General features: G+C 69.4%; 18 protein-coding genes and 2 pseudogenes. 14 read left to right on the forward strand and 6 right to left on the reverse strand.

Annotated elements, in window-relative coordinates; translation table 11 throughout:
• Positions 1 to 246 precede the first annotated feature (246 nt).
• From AB0M27_RS31200 to AB0M27_RS31235, 8 genes are all read left to right on the forward strand, one after another.
• Positions 247 to 843, forward strand: coding sequence for a Fur family transcriptional regulator (locus tag AB0M27_RS31200; protein WP_365726587.1), 597 nt, complete (start codon positions 247 to 249; stop codon positions 841 to 843).
• A 102-nt stretch (positions 844 to 945) separates the two neighbouring features.
• The gene (locus AB0M27_RS31205) at positions 946 to 2,994 is read left to right on the forward strand and encodes a SpoIIE family protein phosphatase (RefSeq protein ID WP_365726589.1); all 2,049 of its coding nucleotides are present in this window, start codon (positions 946 to 948) and stop codon (positions 2,992 to 2,994) included.
• Positions 2,995 to 3,122: 128 nt separating this feature from the next.
• On the forward strand, positions 3,123 to 4,316 hold the full coding sequence (locus tag AB0M27_RS31210; RefSeq protein ID WP_365726591.1) for a PP2C family protein-serine/threonine phosphatase: 1,194 nt from the start codon (positions 3,123 to 3,125) through the stop codon (positions 4,314 to 4,316).
• A 128-nt stretch (positions 4,317 to 4,444) separates the two neighbouring features.
• Positions 4,445 to 5,917 (forward strand): catalase, encoded by a 1,473-nt coding sequence (locus AB0M27_RS31215; RefSeq protein ID WP_365726593.1) that lies wholly within the window; start codon positions 4,445 to 4,447, stop codon positions 5,915 to 5,917.
• Between the two features lie 62 nt (positions 5,918 to 5,979).
• A complete protein-coding gene (locus AB0M27_RS31220; protein WP_365726595.1) occupies positions 5,980 to 6,210 on the forward strand; it encodes a DUF2180 family protein in 231 nt (76 codons plus the stop codon).
• 140 nt (positions 6,211 to 6,350) lie between these two features.
• On the forward strand, positions 6,351 to 7,652 hold the full coding sequence (locus tag AB0M27_RS31225) for an MFS transporter (protein WP_365726695.1): 1,302 nt from the start codon (positions 6,351 to 6,353) through the stop codon (positions 7,650 to 7,652).
• 120 nt (positions 7,653 to 7,772) lie between these two features.
• A complete protein-coding gene (locus tag AB0M27_RS31230) occupies positions 7,773 to 8,747 on the forward strand; it encodes an aldo/keto reductase (protein ID WP_365726597.1) in 975 nt (324 codons plus the stop codon).
• 38 nt (positions 8,748 to 8,785) lie between these two features.
• Positions 8,786 to 8,974, forward strand: coding sequence for a hypothetical protein (locus AB0M27_RS31235; protein ID WP_365726598.1), 189 nt, complete (start codon positions 8,786 to 8,788; stop codon positions 8,972 to 8,974).
• Between the two features lie 9 nt (positions 8,975 to 8,983).
• Here AB0M27_RS31235 and AB0M27_RS31240 read toward each other — a convergent pair whose 3' ends face one another.
• The 3 genes from AB0M27_RS31240 to AB0M27_RS31250 form a co-directional block, all read right to left on the reverse strand.
• Positions 8,984 to 10,027: a cytochrome D1 domain-containing protein gene (locus tag AB0M27_RS31240; RefSeq protein WP_365726600.1), complete on the reverse strand. Its 1,044-nt coding sequence runs from the start codon at positions 10,025 to 10,027 to the stop codon at positions 8,984 to 8,986.
• Between the two features lie 51 nt (positions 10,028 to 10,078).
• Complete coding sequence (locus AB0M27_RS31245) at positions 10,079 to 11,383, reverse strand: Dyp-type peroxidase (RefSeq protein WP_365726602.1); 1,305 nt, start codon at positions 11,381 to 11,383, stop codon at positions 10,079 to 10,081.
• Positions 11,384 to 11,683: 300 nt separating this feature from the next.
• Positions 11,684 to 12,115, reverse strand: a complete 432-nt coding sequence (locus tag AB0M27_RS31250; protein ID WP_365726604.1) for a PHB depolymerase family esterase — start codon at positions 12,113 to 12,115, stop codon at positions 11,684 to 11,686.
• Positions 12,116 to 12,223: 108 nt separating this feature from the next.
• On the opposite strand from AB0M27_RS31250, the gene AB0M27_RS31255 reads away from it, so the two are divergent.
• The 4 genes from AB0M27_RS31255 to AB0M27_RS31270 all read left to right on the forward strand — a co-directional run bounded on the left by AB0M27_RS31255 (position 12,224) and on the right by AB0M27_RS31270 (position 14,214).
• Positions 12,224 to 12,535, forward strand: coding sequence for a hypothetical protein (locus AB0M27_RS31255; protein WP_365726606.1), 312 nt, complete (start codon positions 12,224 to 12,226; stop codon positions 12,533 to 12,535).
• A 70-nt stretch (positions 12,536 to 12,605) separates the two neighbouring features.
• Complete coding sequence (locus tag AB0M27_RS31260) at positions 12,606 to 13,442, forward strand: carboxylesterase family protein (protein WP_365726697.1); 837 nt, start codon at positions 12,606 to 12,608, stop codon at positions 13,440 to 13,442.
• Positions 13,427 to 13,885 carry an SRPBCC family protein gene (locus tag AB0M27_RS31265; protein WP_365726609.1) on the forward strand — a complete coding sequence of 153 codons (459 nt, stop codon included), beginning with the start codon at positions 13,427 to 13,429 and terminating at the stop codon, positions 13,883 to 13,885. The genes AB0M27_RS31260 and AB0M27_RS31265 overlap by 16 nt, the downstream gene beginning before the upstream one ends.
• Positions 13,885 to 14,214, forward strand: coding sequence for a TfoX/Sxy family protein (locus AB0M27_RS31270; RefSeq protein WP_365726611.1), 330 nt, complete (start codon positions 13,885 to 13,887; stop codon positions 14,212 to 14,214). Before AB0M27_RS31265 ends, AB0M27_RS31270 begins: the two co-directional genes overlap by 1 nt.
• 165 nt (positions 14,215 to 14,379) lie before the next feature.
• Here the strand turns inward: AB0M27_RS31270 and AB0M27_RS31275 are convergent.
• The 3 genes and pseudogenes from AB0M27_RS31275 to AB0M27_RS31285 all read right to left on the reverse strand — a co-directional run.
• A pseudogene (locus tag AB0M27_RS31275) lies at positions 14,380 to 14,886 on the reverse strand (flavodoxin family protein); the annotation flags it as partial.
• Between the two features lie 165 nt (positions 14,887 to 15,051).
• Positions 15,052 to 15,869, reverse strand: a pseudogene (locus tag AB0M27_RS31280) (SDR family oxidoreductase).
• A 283-nt stretch (positions 15,870 to 16,152) separates the two neighbouring features.
• Positions 16,153 to 17,367: a helix-turn-helix domain-containing protein gene (locus AB0M27_RS31285; RefSeq protein WP_365726612.1), complete on the reverse strand. Its 1,215-nt coding sequence runs from the start codon at positions 17,365 to 17,367 to the stop codon at positions 16,153 to 16,155.
• Positions 17,368 to 17,540: 173 nt separating this feature from the next.
• Between AB0M27_RS31285 and AB0M27_RS31290 the strand changes: the two genes are divergently transcribed.
• Together AB0M27_RS31290 and AB0M27_RS31295 are read left to right on the forward strand one after the other, a co-directional pair.
• Positions 17,541 to 19,859, forward strand: a complete 2,319-nt coding sequence (locus tag AB0M27_RS31290) for a molybdopterin cofactor-binding domain-containing protein (protein ID WP_365726614.1) — start codon at positions 17,541 to 17,543, stop codon at positions 19,857 to 19,859.
• 9 nt (positions 19,860 to 19,868) lie between these two features.
• The gene (locus tag AB0M27_RS31295; RefSeq protein WP_365726616.1) at positions 19,869 to 20,345 is read left to right on the forward strand and encodes a (2Fe-2S)-binding protein; all 477 of its coding nucleotides are present in this window, start codon (positions 19,869 to 19,871) and stop codon (positions 20,343 to 20,345) included.
• Positions 20,346 to 20,365 lie beyond the last annotated feature (20 nt).

Consider the following 20,365-nt stretch of genomic DNA (forward strand, 5'->3'; position numbering starts at 1 on the left):
GATCTCCAGCACCAGTGTGTCCAGGCTCGACGCACCCGTGCGGATCGCGATCACCGCCGTACCGGCCACCGACAGGGCCATCGCGGCGGTCAGCACCACGGGGTGGCAGCGGCCGGTTGGCGCGACCGGTCAGCGGCGCCAGTCGCCGACGACCGCCGTCTTTCACGTCCAGTTCTTGAGGGGGATTCTATTGACTTGAGCCGCTCCAGAACTTAGATTGGCTACATAAAGGATTCTGGATGAAGCGTGCAAACGACCTCGACGGCGAGTCTGCACATTCTGGAGGCAACGATGGCCAGGAATCGATCGATGCCGACCGGCACCGGGCACCAAGACGCTCGTCATGCCACGACAGCGGACGGGGATGGAGCAGAACAGGAGCCGATGGCCCGAGCTGCCACGCGTCTGCGCGACGCGCGGCTTCGGGTGACTGCGCAGCGCATAGCGGTACTCGCCGCTGTCGAGGAGCTGTCCGGGCATCCCGAAGTCGAGGCCATTCGGACCCGGGCGCAGCAGGTGACAGGTCAATTGTCGCTGCAAGCCACGTACAACGTCCTTCGTGTGCTGACGGAGGCGGGCATGATCCGCTGCACTCAGATTGCAGGCCTTCCGGCGCGGTACGAACCTGAACGCAACGACAATCACCACCACTTCGTGTGCCGCCTCTGCGGCGACATCATCGATGTGGAATGCGTGATAGGTGCGGCACCCTGCCTTGACGCCGACCTACCCGATTCCTACCGGGTCGACGAAGCTGCTGTCACCTTCTGGGGTACTTGCGAACGCTGCGCATCCCCGGCCGGTACCTCCGGCAAGTCGTCCGGTGACGCCGAGCGGCGCTGATCACTTCGCCGACATATGACCCAGGCGTCCCATGCCCACGACACGCGGCGACGCCTGGGCCTCCTCTCCAAGCCGCGCTTCGCGCCCCATACCGGACTCCCCATGGCGGAGCGACGTGCAAACGTCGCTCCGCCATGGCGTGAGCCGGGAACTGCTCGCTTTGGACGCCGGCCGGTGCTGGTCTCGTGCGCGGCGTCGCACGGCGGTACGTCGTCTTCATGGCGCGCCCGAGGGCAATCCGAGTTCTTTGTCCAGTTCTTTAAGCATTTCCATTGTCTTGAGTCATTCCACAAACTAGAGTGGAACTCAAGAAGATCCGGAACCCCAGTACCGCAGAGTTCAGCGGTCGCGGAGGAACGGATCCCCAGCAGCACCACTGCGCGGTCACACATCCACCAGCGGCGCATCGACGGCGTCCATGGGGTGGGGTCGCGCTCGGCGCCTCGCGAACCGGTGTCTACCCAACACAGGACGATCATCGTGGTTACCTGCATCCGCCCAGGGCCGGAGAGTCCGGCCCTCGGCACCAGCACAGACGTCTTCCAGACCGCAGACAAGCTCGCTCAGGCCGCGGTGGCCGAACTGGCCGACTTCGTCGCCATCGAGGTGTCGGAGCCGATACTGCACGGCGACGTGTCCGCGCCCCGCCCTCTGTGCAGCGGCACACCGTTTCGACGTGCCGCCTTCCAGTCCAAGCCGGGAACCGGCGCCAGGCCCGCGTACGCGGTGGGAGAGGTGTCCCGGATCCCGCGTGCGACCCCCTACCGGCAGAGCCTTGTCGATCTGCGCCCTCGCCTCATCCTCGACCTGGTCCGCGACGGGCGGTGGCTGGTGCGTGATCCCGTACGCGCACACCGCATCCGGGAGGCACGGGCCCACTCCGCCATAGTGATTCCCCTGATCGCCGGGGACGCCGTTCTCGGCCTGGTGGGCCTGTACCGGCGGGCAGAGTCCGCTCCATTCGACGTGGACGACCTCCAGGCGGCCATCAGCTTCGCGGACCGGGCCGCGCAGTGTCTGGACGTGGTCCGTGACCGGATCCAGGGACGTGTCCACGCCCGGCTCCTGCAGCGAAATCTGCTTCCCGAGGTGCTTCCGTCCCTCGGAGCCATCGAGGCTGCCGAAGGGCAGCTTCCGGTGGAAGGCTCAGGCGGCGAGTGGTTCGACATCATCCCGCTGTCCGGTGCACGTGCGGCCTTGGTGGTGGGAGCGACACGAGGGCGGGGCGTCGATGCCGCAGTCGGCATGAGCCAGTTGAGAGCGATGATCATCACACTGGCCATACAAGACCTGGCGCCGGACGAGATACTCGCGCACCTGGACGACATGGCGACCCGCCTGGGGGAGCATCTGTTGTCGGGCCGGCTCCCATCCGACATGAAGTATGCGGGCTCCAGTTGCCTCTTTGTGGTGTACGACCCCGTCACCGGGCGCTGCACCTCGTCCCGGGCCGGCGGTTCGCAGCTCGTGGTCATCCACCCCGACGGTGTCGTCAGCGCGCCGGGCCTGCCCTCCCATCCGACTCTGGGCACCGATGGGCATCCTTACGAGGCCACCGAGGTCGACGTGCCGCCAGGTACCGTCCTGGTCCTGACAAGCGGCGGTATCGACGATGCGCACCGCGATGGCGAGGCGACCGCGACCACAGAACACCTCCATGAGGTGGTGAACCGGTCCGGACCCGACGTGCGGAAGATCATCGAGAGCACGTGTCGCGACATGGCCCTGGGCCATGAGCCGGCCCTGCTCGTGGCCCGTGCACAGGCCTTGGACGCGAAGAACGTCGCGAGTCTGGCCGTACCGTCCGACCCGGCGGCTGTCGCGGCTGTCCGCGCCTGGACCCGCCGGCAGTTGGCGACATGGATGCTCGACGAACTCGCCTCCACCACCACCTTGATCGTCAGTGAGCTCGTGACCAATGCCATCCGCTACGCGACCGGGCCGACAGAACTGCGCCTGATCAACGACGGTCCCACACTCATCTGCGAAGTCTCCGACACCAACGGTGCCGTTCCCCGTCTGCACAAGGCCCGCCCGAGCGACGAGGGCGGCCGCGGCCTGTCCATCGTCTCCGAGCTCACACAGCATCAAGGGACGCGCCTCACCGCTCGCGGCAAGACCGTGTGGACCCAGCAATCCCACTCGACGTGAGTCCATGTCCGAGAACCGGTACCTCCCGCGGGGCGCCGGCCGCCATGGGCGTCCAAGGACGGGCAACAGCATGAACCCCCATCGTCCACACACGGATACGCGCCCCTCGGACCCAAGGAGCTGAAGACATGGGTGTACAGGCCGAAGAGCCCATCCCGTCCCGCTGCAACAAACTCCCATCGCTCGCACGGGCGATGATCCCGAAACGGCTTCCTGAGCGAATGCGGGAGATGAGCGGCGCCTGCGAGTCGATGCTCGTCACCCCTCTGCTGGTGATCGCGCTGGACACGACTGCGGATCTGCTGGCACCCAACTTGCAGTTCAACCGGTTGCTCGGCGTGGCGCCGGCGCTGGCCGCCGCCATGTGGCCCGTGGCCGGCACGCTGGGCATCGGACTGCTGGCCCTGATAGCCGGCATCGCCCTCGCCGCCACCCACCACGATCTCGGACAGACACCCAGTGTGTTCACCGTCGTGGCGATCACGGCCGTCACGCTGGCCGCCGCATACGCCAGTCGGGTACGGCAGCACCGGGAGCGCACCCTCGCCGCGGTCCGCAGTGTGGCGGAAACCGCACAGCACGCACTGCGGCCGCCGATCCCACGGCACCTCGGGCACGTCGACATCGACACCGTCTACCAGGCCGCTGCCGCGCATGCCCGTATCGGCGGCGACTTCTATGAGGCGCGCCGGACTCCGCACGGCGTACGGCTGATCATCGGCGATGTGCGCGGCAAGGGACTTCCCGCCGTCGAAGCCGCATCAACGATGCTCAGCTCCTTCCGGGCGAACGTGCGGGACGCGCCCGATCTGCCATATCTGGCGAACACCTTGGAAACAAGCATGCAGCAACACTTCGAAGAGGTCCTCACCGACGACACGCTCGAGCGCTTCGTCACCATCGTGCTCGCGGAGATCCCCGCCGAGGAGCCCATCGCCCGCCTCGTCAACTGCGGACACCCCCCGCCGCTGCTGCTCCACAACGGCGAGGTGCGCGAGGTGGAACCCAGCGCACCCTCGCCGCCCATCAACATGGCCGCCCTTCTCGGCGACCACTACCAGCTCGACACCATCCCCTTCACCGTGGGCGACCGCCTGTTGCTCTACACCGACGGCATCAGCGAAAGCCGCGACCTGACGGGCACCTTCTACCCCCTCACCCAACGCATCCGCCGATGGGTCTCGGCCCCTCCCCACCAACTCCTCCACCAGCTCCACCGCGACATCAACGCCTACGTTCCTGGCACCCGCGACGACGACGTCGCCGCGCTCGTCGCTCACCGCGTCACACCGGGCGAACGGCGACATCTTCGCCACGTCTGACCCGTCCGCACGGGCCCGGCGGCCGCGAAACCAGGCAGATACACCGACACCGCAAACGAAGCGGCAGGCAGAGGGCAGTCATGTCCGATGCCGGTTTCCTCAACGATCCATGCCAGCGGAGGCACAAGGTGACAACACAAGACGGAGGGCGTCCCCTTCTCACCACCGAGACGGGTGCGCCTGTTGCGGACAATCAGAACTCCGAGACGGCCGGCCCCGGTGGGCCGCTGCTCGTCCAGGATCAGCAACTGTTCGAGAAGCTGGCCCGCTTCAACCGCGAGCGCATCCCGGAGCGGATCGTGCACGCGCGCGGCGCCGGTGCGTACGGCACGTTCACCGTCACCGCCGACGTGACGTCGTACACCCGGGCTGCGTTCCTCTCGGAGATCGGCAAGCAGACCGAGGTGTTCGTCCGCTTCTCGACGGTGGCGGGCAGCCTCGGCTCGGCGGACGCGGTCCGGGACCCGCGCGGCTTCGCGATCAAGTTCTACACCGAGGAGGGAAATTACGACCTCATCGGCAACAACACCCCGATCTTCTTCATCAAGGACCCGAGCAAGTTCCCGGACTTCATCCACACCCAGAAGCGCGACCCCTACACCGGCTCACAAGAGCCGGACAACGTGTGGGACTTCTGGGGCCTGAGCCCGGAGTCCACCCATCAGGTCACCTGGCTCTTCGGCGACCGCGGCATCCCCGCCTCGTACCGCCACATGAACGGCTACAGCTCGCACACTTACCAGTGGAACAACGAGGCCGGCGAGGTCTTCTGGGTCAAGTACCACTTCAAGACCGACCAGGGCATCAAGAACCTCGACCCCGCCGAGGCCGGGATCCTCGCGGGCAAGGACCCCGACAGTCACCAGCGCGACCTGCGCGAGGCGATCGAGCGCGGCGAGTGCCCGAGCTGGACGGTCCAGGTCCAGATCATGCCTGCGGCAGAAGCGGCCACCTACCGCTTTAACCCCTTCGACCTCACCAAGGTCTGGCCGCACGAGGACTACCCGCCCATCGAGATCGGCAGGATGGAGCTCCACCGCAATCCGTGGAACATCTTCGCCGAGGTCGAGCAGTCGGCCTTCTCGCCCGCGCACTTCGTGCCGGGCATCGGTCCCTCTCCGGACAAGATGCTCCAGGGCCGCCTCTTCGCCTACGGCGACGCCCACCGCTACCGCGTCGGCATCAACGCCGACCAACTGCCGGTGAACCGCCCGCACGCCACCGAGGCCCGAACCTACGGCCGCGACGGGGCCTTGTACGACGGCCGGCACGGCGGCTTGAAGAACTACGAGCCGAACAGCTTCGACGGCCCAGTCCAGACCGATCGGCCGCTGTGGGCCGCCACCGCGGTCTCCGGGCTCACCGGCAACCACGCCGCTCCGTCACACGCCGAGGACGACGACTTCGTCCAGGCGGGGAACCTCTACCGGCTGATGTCGCAGGAGGAGAAGGAGCGCCTGATCAACAACCTGGCCACCGCCTTGGCCGGCGTCTCCGCCGACCGTGACGACATCGTCGAGCGGGCGATCGACAACTTCCGCCGTGCCGACTCCGACTTCGGCAGCCGTCTGGAAGCGGGCGTGAAGGAACGACGCCGATGAGCCGGCGTTCCCAAGCCCACCGCCACCGGAATCAACTGAATCCCTCATAGGAGGCAGACTTGATGTGCTACGAGTGCACCCAGACGGGGCGGGGTGACAGCGCCGCCATCGGCGTGTGTTCCCTTTGCGGTCTGGCCGTGTGCGCCGACCATGCGACGATCGGCCCGGCTCCCGGCAAGCGCGTGATCGGCCTCGTCGTCGTGACGCGCCGCGTCGCCTGCACGACATGTTGCGGGACGCGCACCCGCACCGCACCCGTTCCTATCTCTTATCGAGATAACCGTCATCTTTGATCATCTCTCCCAAATGGGAAACAACGGCTGCGTCCGCACGTTGGCATGAACGGCGGCGAACGAGCGGCCGACGCTGGTTCCCCCGCCGACGGAAATCCACCGTCAAAGATCGGAGTGCTCTGATGTCACTGACGTCGGCCATGGGTCCGCGCACGGACGGTGTATCCGCCCGACAGGCCCGCGCGCACGAGCAGACACACGCTGTTCGCGGGTACGGCGCAGGGTTCTGGACGGTTGCCGCCGTGTTCGTGACGGCCATGGCGTTCTCCACGGTTCCCACCCCGCTGTATCCCCTCTACCAGGCCCATGACGGGTTCTCGACCTTCACGGTCACCGTCGTGTTCGCCGTCTATGCCATCGGGGTCCTGACCAGCCTGTTGCTCGCCGGGCACATCTCGGACTGGCTGGGCCGCAAGAAGGTCATGGCGTCGGCGCTGGCACTGGAACTGCTCGCCGCCGCGCTGTTCCTGGCCACGCCGTCCCTGCCGGTGCTGATCGTCGCCCGGCTGGTCACCGGTCTCGGCATCGGCATGCTGACGGCGACCGCCACCGCATATCTGCATGAGTTGCACAGCGCTCACCGGCCCGGAGCCTCGACGCGGCGGTTCGAGATCGTGTCGACCGTCGCCAACATCGGCGGCCTCGGGATGGGACCCATCACCGCGGGAGTGCTCGCGCAGTACCTGGTCGCGCCGCTCCGACTGCCGTACGCGGTCTTCGTCGTGCTGCTGGTGACCGGAGTGGCCGCGATCGCTCTGACCCCCGAGACCGTCCGCAGGCCCGCGGTCAGGCCGGCCTACCGGCCCCAGCGGGTCCGGGCCGCCCACGGCGACCGCGGAAATCTCGCCGCCGCGGCGGCCGGATTCACGTCCATGGCCGTGTTCGGGCTCTTCACGTCCGTGGTCCCAGGCTTCCTCGGCGGGGTCCTGCACCAGCCGTCCCGCGCCTTGGCCGGACTGGCCGTGTTCGCGGTCTTCGGAGCCGCCGCTGCGGCCCAGACGGGTACTGGCCGGCTCGGCACCCGGACGCGCTGGTACCTCGGGCTGCTCGCTCAGGCGGTGGGCATGACCGTTCTCGCGGTCGGTATGCGCCTTGGCAGCCTGCCCGTGTTCCTGCTCGCGGGGATCATCGCCGGAGCCGGCGCCGGGGTGCTGTTCAAGTCCGCCGTCGGACACGTGGCCGCCACGGCCGCCCCGGCTCAGCGCGGTGAAGCCCTCGCCGGTCTGTTTTTCGCCTCCTACCTCGGCCTGGCCCTGCTGCCCGTCGGCCTGGGCGTCGCCAGCCGGTCCATGAGCCTGACCGATGCGGCGACGTGGTTCACCGTCGTCGTGCTGGCACTGCTGGGCGCCGTCGCCGTACGGACGAGCCGCCACGGTCCCGGCGCGGCTGCTGAGACCCCTGGCGACGTGGGGAGTACGGGTCGTGTACGCCACGAAAGGTGAGCTCCACAAGGAAGAGCGGCGGCGCCGAGGTGACCGCTCCGGCGCGCCGCGCGCCGCGGTGTCCGGCGTCACCCGAGCCATCGGAAGAACCAAACGATCAATGACGCACGGAGGACAACCATGCGTAGCACCACACTGGGAACGACCGGCCTGCAGGTCTCCCGCATCGCCCTCGGCACCTGGCAACTGGGCGGCGACTGGGGTGACTTCGCCGAGGACGAGGCCAAGGCCGCCATCCACCGGGCCCGCGAGCTCGGGGTGAACTTCTTCGACACCGCCCAGGCGTACGGATTCGGTGCTTCGGAACGACTGCTCGGCGCCGCCCTGCGGAGCGAACTGCGGTGGCACCGCGACGAGTTGGTGATCGCCACCAAGGGCGGTCTGCGCAGGACCGCTGCCGGTATCGCCCGGGATGCGAGTCCCGAGGCGCTGCGCGAGGGCGTCGACGCCAGTCTGACCGCGCTCGGCGTCGACCACATCGACCTCTACCAGGTCCACTGGCCCGACCCGAAGGTGCCGTTCGCCGAAACCGCGGGTGCGCTGAAGGAGCTGGTCGAGGCGGGCAAGATCCGGCACGTCGGCGTGTCCAACTACTCCGCCGAGCAGATGGCCGACTTCTCCCGCACCCTTCCGGTGGAGACGCTGCAGCCGCCCTACCACCTCTTCCGCCGCGAGATCGAGGACACCGTTCTGCCCTATACCCGGCAGCACGGCATCGGTGTCCTGGTCTACGGGCCCCTCGCGCACGGCATGTTGACGGGCATCCTCAGCGAGGAGACCGTCTTCTCCGCCGACGACTGGCGCGCGAAGAGCAGCGTCTTCCGAGGCGAGACCTATGGGCGCAACCTCGCTGTCGTACGCGAGCTCCAGGAGTTCGCCGCCTTCCGTGACATGACGGTCAGTCAGCTGGCCGTCGCGTGGACCCTGGCTCAGCCGGGAGTGGATGTGGCGATCGTCGGTACGCGGCGCGCCCACCACGTCGAGGACAGCCTCGCGGCGGCAGACATGTCGTTGGACGAGGGCGACCTGAAGGAAATCGACTCGATCATGGCCGCGGCCGCGCCGGTCGCCGGCCCGTCCCCGGAGGGTGTGTGACGGCTGGGCAGGCCGGGAATGGACGGACTACGGTCGCCATGCCGACCGACGGCGCCGCCGGGAGCGCGATGACCGGACCGGACGACGCCCTGACAACATTGTCCCCCGGACTTCCCCCGCACTGCGCGGGCAAGGACCCGGCCCTCGCACTGGAAGCCGCCGACCGCCAGGGGATCGATCCGCCGCTCACCGAGGCTGACCCCGGATTCCGAACCCGCTCGACGTGATCGACTGCCTCAGCTCACCGCCACCCCGTACGGCTGGGAGCCCACCGTGACCGTCGCGACGACCTTGCGGGATGCGGAATCGACGACGGCGAGAGTGCTCGCTCCCTGGTTGGTGACGTAGATCGCGTCGTGGGTGACCTCCAGGTTGAACGGGTCGGTGCCGGGCGGGCCGAGGGCGATGGTCGCCGAGACGTGCTTGCTGCCGGTGTCGATCACGGAGACGTTGCCGGGTCCGAGGTTCGCGGAGTAGGCGTAGCGGCCGTCCGGGCCGATGGCCACGTCGAAGGGGCCCGTGCCGACGTTCACGGTGGTCGCCCTGCCGCTGTCGGTGGCGACAGCGAGGACGTGCCTGCCGACCTCGTCGGCGACGTAGGCGGCCTTGCCGTCCTTGGTGACGGCGACGGCCACCGGGGACTGCCCCGCTGGGAGCTGCCGGGTGACCTTGTGGGTGCGGGTGTCGATGACCGACAGGGTGCCCGATCCCGCGTTCGCGACGTACGCCTGGGCACCGTCGCTGCTGAGGGCCACGTTCACCGGGGACTTGCCGACGGGGATGGTGGCTGAGGCCCGCTGGGTACGGGTGTCGATCACGGAGACGGTGTTCGAGGCGCCGTTGGTGACGTAGAGGGACCCGCCGTCCGGGCTCAGGGCGACTCCGGTCGGGCTCTTGCCGACGGGCACCGTGGCCACGGTCTTGTAGGTGTGGGTGTCGAGAACCGAGACGCGGGCCGAGCCGCTGTCGGCGACGTACAGGCGTCTGCCGTCCTTGGTGACGGCCACACCCTCGGGCGCCGTGCCGGCCGGTACGGTCGCGATCACTTTGTGGGTGTGGGCGTCGATCACCGAGACGGTGTCGTCCTGCTGGTTGGTGACGTAGACGCGGCTGTCGGTGCCGGCAGACGCGGACGACGGGCCCGCGGCCACCGGATGTGCGGAGGCAGTGGGCAGGAGGGAGACCAGCAGCGCGGCAACGCCGACCGCGAGGACCGGCCGTGGTGTCCTGCCGCGGCTTGGGCGACGGCTCGCTGCTGGGATCCGCGCGGCAGACAACATCTCGCCTCCTGTGCGCAGTGCCGTGGTCCGGTCCGGCCGTCCAGGCCGGTATCAGGTCAGCAGCCCGCGGGCGTAGTAGTCCCTGTCGTCCCGGACGCCTGGGAGCGCGAAGAAGTAGCCTCCGCCCCGAGGGCTGATGAAGGGCACCAGGGCTTCGCCCTCCAGCCGGGTCTGCATGGTGATGTAGGTGTTGAGTTCCTGCTGGAAGCAGTTGAACGCGTGTCCCATGTCGAGCTCGGGCAGGTTGGGACTGCGGTCGTAGTCGAAGCTCCGGCGCAGGATGGTGCTGGTCGCCGCGGTCTGCGGGGTCTGGGGGTTGGCGAGCCGGATGTGGCAGTTGAGCGGGGTGATGAGTCCCTGGGGGTCGTTGGTGTAGATGGGGTCGAGCTTGTCGTTCTCGTTCTCGCCCAGCGCGTACAGGGGGGCGCCGCTCGCCTTGCGACGGCCGAAGATGCGCTCCTGCTGGGCGACGGGCACCTTCTGCCACGCCTCGATGAAGAAGTGCACGATCCGCACCACGTGATAGGTGCCGCCCGCGGTCCAGGCCGGTTCAGCGCTCTTCGGCTGGACCCAGACCGCCTGGTCCATCTGGGTGGCGCTGGTGGTGTCCGGGTTGGAGATGCCGTCCTTGAAACCGAACCAGTCGCGCCGGACACCGACGGGGCGGTGCGGATTGCGCTGGCCGTCGATGCGCCAGCGCAGCTTCGCCGCCGACTTGGTGTGCATCAGGATGTCGAGCAGGGCGTTCACCGTCGTGTCCCGGTTGTCGGCGCATATCTGGACCAGCAGGTCCCCCTGGCTCAGCGCCGGATCCAGGTCGTCATGCCGGAACGGCTTCATCGTGACGAGCTGGACCGGCTTCCGGCCGTGCAGACCGTATCGGTCGTCGAAGAGAGAGGCGCCCACGCCTACGGTCAGCGTGAGACCGTCCGCCACGACCGTGGGTCCCAGAATGCCCGAGCTTGACGGAGCCGCGGTCGAAGACGTTTCGGGCGGTCTTCCACCCGCCGTGAGGAAGCGGGCGCGCGCGGTCAGCGTGCGGAACAGCTCGGTGAGTTCCTTGCGGCCGGACGCGGTGACGTCGAGCGCGACAAAAATGGCGACCCGTTGTGGGTGAGGAGGAAGGGCGATGCCCGCCTGGTGGTAGCCGTGGAAGGGAATCGTCCGGGACTTCGGCTCTTGCGTGGGCCCGGGCGTCGTTCCCGCTTCCGCCGTACCGCCTTTGAGGGCGCTCTCGCCCGCCGTTCCGATCACGAGGCCGGCTGCGGTGCCCTGCAGAAACGTCCGCCGGGCGAACGCGTCCATCGGGCAACCCGACCCGCTCCATTCTTCGTCCGGAGACGTCTTGTCGGTCATGACGTCCTCCATTGACCGAGCATTCACCGAACACCTGCTTCATACGCTATTTCGGACGAGTCAGTCCCACCACTCGGGAGCACGACGGCATGGCGCGTGCGGGGACACCACGCGGCGGGCGGCCCGGTCGTCGATGACCAGGGAGTGAGCCAGTTTGCTGCGCTGTCCCAGCTGCCGAGGTGACGTTGAGGGTCAGACAGGTCGCTCTCTGTGATGATTTGGGGTGGATGGCAATCATCGCGCGCAGCCAAGGTCCATCAAGTAAGCGTGCGGGGCGCGGAAGGAGGAGCTGGGGGGCGGTCAGCCGCCCAGGGCTTGCACCATGTTGACGACGGCGGTCATCTGGGGGGCGCTTCTGATCGCGTAGTCGGAGCCGGTGCAGCCGAACCAGTCCCAGCATCCCTGCGGGTTGACGGGCCGGATGCTGGAAACGGCCTGCGGGTAGAGGACGACGAGGTTGTTGGTGTCGGCGTAGGTGTCGAGGTTGCCCTTCTCGGCGAAGGCGGTGCCGAGGAGTTGCTGGGCGGACAGGCAGCCGTGCAGGGCGACCACCAGCTTGCAGGGCGCGCCCTGGGCGCAGTTGGGCGGCACATAGAGCTGGCCGGTGCCGTCCATGGACAGTGCGCGGGCAGAGCCGCCGGGGGCGTAGGCGTTCTGGTCGAAGTAGGTGAGCGAGCCCTCCGGAGCGCCGGTGTCGCGTGGGTTGACCGTGCCCAGCCAGGTGGTGAGCATCTCGCGCTGCGGGTCGTCGTGGCAGTTGTTCAGGAAGGGGGGCAGCGTGAGCGCGCAGGGGACGACGCCGTCGGGTGTGGGCCAGGAATGCCCGGCCGGATCCCAGTCGTGGTACGTGACGTCGGCGCCGAAGTGCTCGTAGAAGTCGACGCCGGCACGGGAGACGAGCGGGTTGACGACCGGGTCGAGGTAGCCGTGGTAGGTGTAGACCGGCTTGCCCGCCAGGTTGGAGACCGGGTCGATGCGGCCCTCGGCCGCCCAGTCGGTGGCCTGCTGTTCCAGTTGGCCGACGCCGAGTCCCAGGTCGCAGGTGACGAAGTCGATGACCTTGCCCCGGCCGCAGTCGTACGGGCCTGCGGCGACGATTCCTGCGCCGTCGAAGGTGCCGGAGTAGGCGACCTGGAGCTGGGGTCGCCATGAAGCCGCCGGAGGAGACGCCGGTGACGTAGGTGCCGGTGATGTCCAGGTCCGGCAGCGGTGGGGCGGCGGCCTGGGCGGGGGCGGTCAGGCCGAGGCCGGTCAGAGCGGCTGCGGCCCCGAGGACCCCGCCCCGGCCAACCTCGGTCTGCCGGACCAGATCGCCGCGCTGGAATGGGTGCGCCACAACATCGCGTCGTTCGGCGGCGATCCCGGCCGCGTCACCGTCTTCGGCCAGTCGGCCGGGGCCATGAGCATCGGCGCGCTCCTCGCCATGCCCGCGGCCAAGGGCCTCTTCCACCGCGCCGTACTGCAGAGCGGAGCCGCCCATCACGTGCTGTCGCCCGGATCCGCCGCCCGGGTCGGGGCCGAACTGGCCGCCGTGCTCGGGGTGCCGCCCACCCGTGCGGACCTCGCCGCCGTACCGCTGCAGCGGCTGCTGCCCGCGCAGCAGCGACTGCGCGCGGAGATCTCCGCGCGCCCGGACCCGGCACTGTGGGGCGAGGCGGCCCTCAACCTGATGCCCTTCGAACCCGTGGTCGACCACACCCATCGAGGCGATCGCGGACGGCACGGCCGCGGACGTCGATGTGCTGGTGGGCTGCACCCGGGACGAGTTCCGCCTGTTCACGGTGCCCACCGGGCTGTCCCCGCTGGTGACCACTTCCTGGACCGCGCGGCAGCGGCCTACGGTCTGCCGCCACAGGGGGTGCTCGCCTACCGCGAGTCCTTCCCCGACGCGACTCCGGGCGACCTCTTCGCCGAGATTGGGGGAGCGGTCGCGGGGCAGGGGAAGGCTGCCGGAGCATCCGCTGTCGTCGTCCCGTCGCACTCGACAGAGATGGAACGTCGCGTCGGCGCGCATCCGCAGGTGTCGGCTGGGATCCTGGCTCCGTGGCCATCGATGTGACGGTACGGCGTGTGATCCCGCTACCGCCCGAGCAAGTGGCCGCCTACGCCATGGACTGGCGCCACGACGCCGAGTGGACCCAAGGGATCCGCACGGCCGAGCTGACCAGGCCGGCGGACGGCGGCGGCTTCGGCGTGGGCGCCGAGGTCACGCGTACGGCGTACTTCCTTACCCGGCGCATCCACTATGTCCTGCGCGTGTCCGCCTATGAGCCGCCGCGGCTGCTGGACATGATCTCCGTCGCCGGCCCGATGCCGATGCATGTCACGTACGCCTTCGAGCCCCACCCGCGCGGCACTCTGGCCCACATCCGTGTCCGCGGAGGACCCGGCGGCCTCTTCCGCCTCGCGGCTCCCCTGCTCGCCCGCCAGGTCCGCGCCAGCCTCACCAAGGACCTGCGCGACCTCGAGCGCCGGCTCACCGAACGGGCAGGAGACGCGTGATGGCGTACGACGAAGGGCTGGCCGAGCGCATCCGGGAGCGGCTGGGCACAGACCCCGGGATCACCGAGAAGCAGATGTTCGGTGGCATCGGGTTCCTCCACCGCGGCAACATGGCCGTCGGTGTGACCGGCGACGACCTCATCGTCCGGGTCGGCCCCGAAGCCATGGACGAGGCTCTGACCCGGCCAGGTGCGCGGATCTTCGGCATGACCGGTCGCCCGATGCGCGGCTGGGTCGTGGTCGCGGGTTCCGCTGTCGCGGAGGACGAAGTGCTCGGCCGGTGGATCGGCGAGGGCCACGCATTCGCGGCGAGCCTGCCGCCCAAGTAAGCACACCCGTCGCAGGGGATCCGCGGCCGGACCGGGCACCCACCGATCAGCGGGGCCGCTCACGGGATCACGCCGGCGTCCGGCGGCCCGAGTGACTCCAGGGCAGCGGTCCTGTCGCGTGCAGCCCTCCCGCGTCGGCGGCCGTGCGGGAGCGCAGGTGCACGCCTACCGGTGCTCGGGGTTCTCGTAGTCCCGTCGGCAGCCGGCGTCCCATGCGGTGCGCTGGTTGCCGTGGGCGGGAATGCCGCTCAGATCCTTCAACGCGCGGGCCAGGTGGAGCAGGTTCCAGGTCATGAAGGTGGTGTTGCGGTTGGTGAAGTCGTTCTCCGGGCCGCCCGAGCCGGGGTCGAGACAGGAGGGGCCGGGGGCCCGCCTCGCCGATCCATCCGGCGTGCGCCTGGGGAGGGATGGTGTAACCCAGGTGCTGCAGGCTGTAGAGGACGTTCAGGGCGCAGTGCCTGACGCAGTCCCGTTGCCGGTGATCAGGCAGCCGCCCACGCGGCCGTAGTACGCGTACTGGCCCGCCTCGTTGAGCAGGCTGAAGCACGCATAGAGGCGTTCGATCACCTGCAGCATCACGGAACTGTTGTCGCCCAGCCGAATGGGCCCGGCCAGCACCGGGATGTCGGCCGCCAGGACCTGCCGGTACAGGTCCGGCCAGGCGTCCGTCTCCCTTTTCGCACAGCAGAACGGGTGGGCCAACGCACAGTTGACGATCGCCAGCGCATGTGGCCACCCACGACCGGCGCTCCCCGCCTCGACCGGCCCCGGCGGCGTTGGATCGGGGTTGCGGCAAGCCGTACGGGGCACGTTGCGGCAGGGGTGACCCCGCCGGTGTCAGAGGTCCGTGCCGGCGCGTGGTGCGATGTGGAAGTCGAACGCGAGGGTCCCGGGATCCAGGGCCGTCGCCCCGCCGTCGACCGTGAGCACCGCACCGTTGACATAGGACGCCGCCGGGGAGAGCAACCAGCCGATCGTCTCGGCGACTTCACGCGATTCGCCCGGCCGGTGCAAGGGCAGCAGCCTGGTCGCCTCCTCGTAGGCGGAGTCCACGCCGCCGTCCTGCAGGCCCGCTTCCCGGGCGAAACGTGCCATGCGCCGGTCGGCCATCTCGGTCCTCACCAGCCGGGACACACGACGTTGGCGCGCACCCCCGCGCGCCCGTGGTCGACGGCCACGGAACGGCACAGCGACAGCAGAGCGGCCTTGGATACGGCGTACGGCACGTTGCTCGGGCCGTTGAGCAGGGCGGAGACGGACGCGACGGCCACGGCTGCTCCGCCCGCCCGGAGCAGATGGGGGATCGCCGCGCGCAGGAGCAGCATCGGACCGGTGACGTTGGTGCGCATCACCTCGTCCCAGTCCGCCGGTGGCAGGTCCCCGACGGTGCCGCCGCGTCCGATGCCCGCGTTGAGGACGACACCGTCCAGTCGCCCGTGGGCGTCGACGGCCGTACGGACGAGGTCTTCGACGGAGTCGGGGTCGCCCGCGTCGCCCGGACACGCCAGTGCGCCGGTCTCCTGCTCCAGCCGCCGCAGCGGTTCCTCCCGGCGCCCGGAGACCACCACGTGATGACCCTGCTCGCGCAGCAACCGGGCGGTGGCCTCGCCGATGCCGGAGCCGGCGCCGGTGATGATGACAACTCGCTTGTCCATTAGAGTGGTTCGGCTTTCTGTTCCGGGAGCACGACAGGAAGCCGATCGTAGAAGGGGCCGCGCGTCGCCGGGCGTCCGGCCACCGGCGGTCTTGAGACAGCTTGCCCGCGGTGCCCAGCGCGCTCAGCATCGCGCCCACCGCCTCGGGGGTCGCCCCCCACAAACATACGTCCGGCAGCCGGCGGTCGCGTCCGTCGTGGAAGTTCACGACGGCCGGCTGACGGATCGCCACGGCCGAGTCGGCGTCCCCGGTCGCGCGTTGCGTGGCCGGGGAAGGCCGGGCTCAGTCCAGCGTGCCGCGCCTGTCGTATGAGCCCGGCCGCCCGCTCAGGCGTACGGCCTCGAGGGCGATGTACAGCTCGGCTGAGGACTCCGCGTCGGTGGTGCGGCGGCCGGTCAGTTCGGCGATGCGGTTGAGGCGGTACAGGACCGTGTTCCGGTGGCAGTGCAGCCGGTCGGCCGCCGCCGTCGTCGATCCGCCGCAGGCGAACCAGGCGTGCAGGGTCTCCAGCAGGGTCGCCTGTTCCTGCGGGGGCAGGGCGAGAAGGGGGCCGAGGACCGCCCCGGCGACCTCCTGTGCCATGTCGGGGGAGGCGGCCGCCAGGAGCGACACCGGGGCGCTGCCGTACAGGTGGGTGCCGCCCGTCCCGTGCGGCAGGCACTGTACGGCGAGTTGCGCCTGCCGCCAGGCCGCCGGGGCGTTCACGGGCGAGGTGAAGGCGCGGCTGACCCCGACCCGGTACAGCGCGATGTCGGACAGCCGCTCGACCGCATGCGCCATGGCGTGTTCGTTGGGAAGGGACAGCAGGCCCACCCAGGCCCCTATCGGCTGGATCCACTCGGAGCCGATTCCGGCGGCACCCAGCCGGCTTCGCACGCTGGGCAGGGGCTCGACCCCGTCGTGGATCTCGGCGCAGACCACCAGGAAGGGGCCCTGCCGGTCGAGGTCCAGGACCCGCGCGATCTCCCAGGCGCTCGCACTGGTACCGGCCCTGCCGTCGAGCAGGGTGGTGAGCATCATGCTCCGGGCCGTGGTGTCGCGACGCGACTGCTCCTCGACGGTGGCGAGGTAGGCGTCGGCGGCCGCACTGGAGTAGTCGTCGATGGCCGCCCAGATGTCGGAGGCCATGTGCAGCAGCTGGACGGTGCTCTCCTCGTCCACGGCGGTCGCGAGCAGCCGGTCCCAGATGAAACGGCCGGCCAGCCGGTAGGCGTGCAGGAGGGCGGCCAGCGGGATGCCCTGTGCGGCCTTCAGCCGCCCGGCGGCGCGAGGCGCTTGAAGCGTCGTGGGCCGCCCCTGCAGCGCCGCGAACATCGTGGTCAGGTTGTCGCGCACCACGGCGCGCAACTGGTCCCGGGCGAGCAGCGTGCTCTCGGCGTAGGAGTGCTCGCCTCCGAGGATCTCGTCGGTGAGGTCCTCCGCGAGCCGGTCCACCTCGGTCAGCAGGCGGCCGACCAGTTCGACGACCCGGTCGGCGGCCATCGGCTGCGTCGTCACGCCCGCAGTGTAGTCCGGCGGGACTGTGCACCGGCACAGTCCCGTGTCGCCTTTTCCCGCCCCCTGCCTATGGCCGAAACCGGTGCCGAGCGGTGGAATCACCGGCGGTGTGTCTCACCGTGCTCGCGCGGATCGGGCATGTGCACAAATCGTGGCGGATCGAAGGAGATCACATGGACAGCTGGGGACGCGCACCCGGTACGGCCGGAATGGGGCGCCGGAGATTCCTCGGGTATGTGCTGGCCGCCTCGACCCTGACCGTGGCCGCCGAACTCGGTGAGGCCGTGTTCGCGCCTGAGGAGGCGGCGGCCGTCGTCCCCTCCGTGCCGGGTCCGGCGGAGATCTACGACCTCAACGACATGCTCACCGATGCGGCACTGCCGACGGCCAACCTGATCACGATCCGGATCGACAGCGACGGCACGGCCTCCTTCGCGCTGCCCCGGGCGGAGGTCGGGCAGGGCATCACGACGTCCAGCGCCATGCTGATCGCCGAGGAACTGGACCTGCCGCTGGAGCGGGTCCGGGTCACGCTCGCGGACGCGCGGCCGGAGCTGCTGTTCAACCAGCTCACCGGTGGCTCCAACACCACGATCTCGACGTTCACACCGATCCGGGTGGCCGCCGCGGTGGCCCGGGGCCGGCTGTTGCGGGCGGCGGCCCTCGAACTCGACGAGGCCCTGGACACCCTGACGGCCAAGGCCGGGGTCATCACCTCCTCGGCCACCGGACGCAGTCTCACCTACGGTGAACTCGCCGAGAAGGCAGCGGCGGTGACGTCCAGTCAGGTGTCGGTCGCCCTCAAGGAGGAGGCGCAGTTCGAGGTTATCGGCACCCCGCAGGGACGCATCGACGCGCGGGACGCGGTGACCGGGCGCAAGAAGTTCGCCATGGACCTGCACATCCCCGACGCCCTGCCGACGATGGTGTGCCGGCCCCCGACGATCAACGGCACCGTACGCTCGGTGGAGAATCTCACCGAGGCGCGGGCGATGCCCGGCATCACGGACGTCGTGGCCGTCTCCACCGGCGTCGCCGTCCGCGGCCGTACGTTCGGTCAGTGCATCGACGCCGTGCGCGCGCTGAAGGTCACCTGGGGCCCCGGAACGGCCGACGCGCAGAGCGACGACACCGTCCGCGACGAACTCCGCAAGGCCGAACTCCCGCTTCCGGCACTGGGCTTGCTGACGAAGTCGGTCGACGCCCGGTTCACCTTCCACTTCGCGAGCAACAGCGCGCTGGAGACCAACTGCGCCATCGCCGACGTACGAGACGACTCGGCCGAGATCTGGGGGAGCCTGAAGTCCCCGATCGTCGCCCAGGAACAGATCGCGCTGAAGGTGGGGCTGCCGGTCTCCGCGGTCAAGGTCCATGTCACCGAGGGCGGCGGCTCCTTCGGGCGCAAGCTCTTTTACGACGCCGCCGCCGAGGCCGCCGAGATCTCCAAGGCGATGGGCAAGCCGGTCAAGCTCATGTGGCACCGTACGGACGACTTCCGGCAGGGCCGCACCCACCCGATGGCCACCTCGCGGGTGCGCGCCACCTACGCGCTCGGCCAGGTCCTCACCTACGACCAGCGGCACACCTCCGTCGCCACCGACTTCGGCCACGGTGTCGGCGAGATCATCACCGCGGAGGCCGCGCGGCTGCCCGTCGGTGGCCTCACCTTCTCCGAGACCATCTTCGCGCTCAGTCAGCAGACCCCGTACAACTTCGGTGTCGTCACCCAGGTGCTGGGTGAGACCGACAAGGGCTTCAACACCGGCTCCATGCGCAACATCTACTCGCCCAATGTGCGCTGTGCGCAGGAGCTGGTGGTGGACGAGCTGGCCAAGCGGATGGGCAAGGACCCCTACCGGTTCCGCCGGGACTTCCTCAAGGACGAGCGGGCGCGGGCCGTCCTCGACAAGGTGGCCGACATCGGGAACTGGGGCCGGAGCATGCCCGCCGGAACGGCGCAGGGCATCGCGCTGCATCCCGAGTACCACGCCTGCGTCGCCGTCCTCGCCGAGATCGACTGCCGCCCGGAGACCACCGGACGCACGGTCCGCGACGCCTACACCGGCCCCCGCGTCACCAAGGTCGTGTGCGCCGTCGACGCTGGTCTGGCGGTCAACCCGCGAGGTCTCGAGGCGCAGATGATGGGCGGCATCATGGACGGCATCGCGATCACCCTCAGCTCCGGGCTCCATCTCACAGGCGGCCACTTCCTGGAAGGAAGCTGGGACAACTACTTCTACACACGGCAGTGGAACACCCCGCCCGAGCTGGAGATCGTCGTCATGCCGCCGACCACCGGGCAGCCCGGTGGAGCGGGCGAGCTGGCCGTGGCGGGTGCGGCCGCCGCCGTGGCCTGCGCCTACGGCCGCGCCACCGGCACCATGCCGACGACCTTCCCGCTCAACCACACCGGACCGCTCGGCTTCGAGCCGCTGCCCACCACGCCGCCGATCCCCGCGTCCCCCACCGACGGCCTCGACCGCGCCTTCTAGGAGACCTCCGTGCCCGAACACACCTTCATCCTCAACGGCAAGCGGGTGACCGTCGACATCGAGGACGACGTCCGGCTGCTGTGGGTGCTCAGAGACGTCCTCGGCGTCACCGGACCCAAGTACGGCTGCGGGCTGGGCGTCTGCCAGGCGTGCACCAGCCACATCAACGGCAAGGCGTTCAACCCGTGTTCGGTGCCGGTGCAGGACATCGGCACGGATGACGAGATCACCACCATCGAGGGCCTGCCCGGCACGGTCGGCAAGGACCTGCACCCCATGCAGGAGGCCTGGCTGGAGTACGACGTCGCCCAGTGCGGTTACTGCCAGCCCGGTCAGATCATGGCCGCCGTCGCCAAGGTCCGCCAGGCCCGCGAGGAGGGCCGGGAGATCACCGAGGCCGACCTCGACGAGATCCGCAACGTCTGCCGGTGCGGCACCTACCACCGCATACGGCAGGCGATCACGGCCGGCGCGAAGAAGTACTGAGGCGTCGTGCTGTCTCTTGC

Source organism: Streptomyces sp. NPDC052107, from assembly GCF_040680215.1.
Classification (GTDB): Bacteria; Actinomycetota; Actinomycetes; order Streptomycetales; family Streptomycetaceae; genus Streptomyces.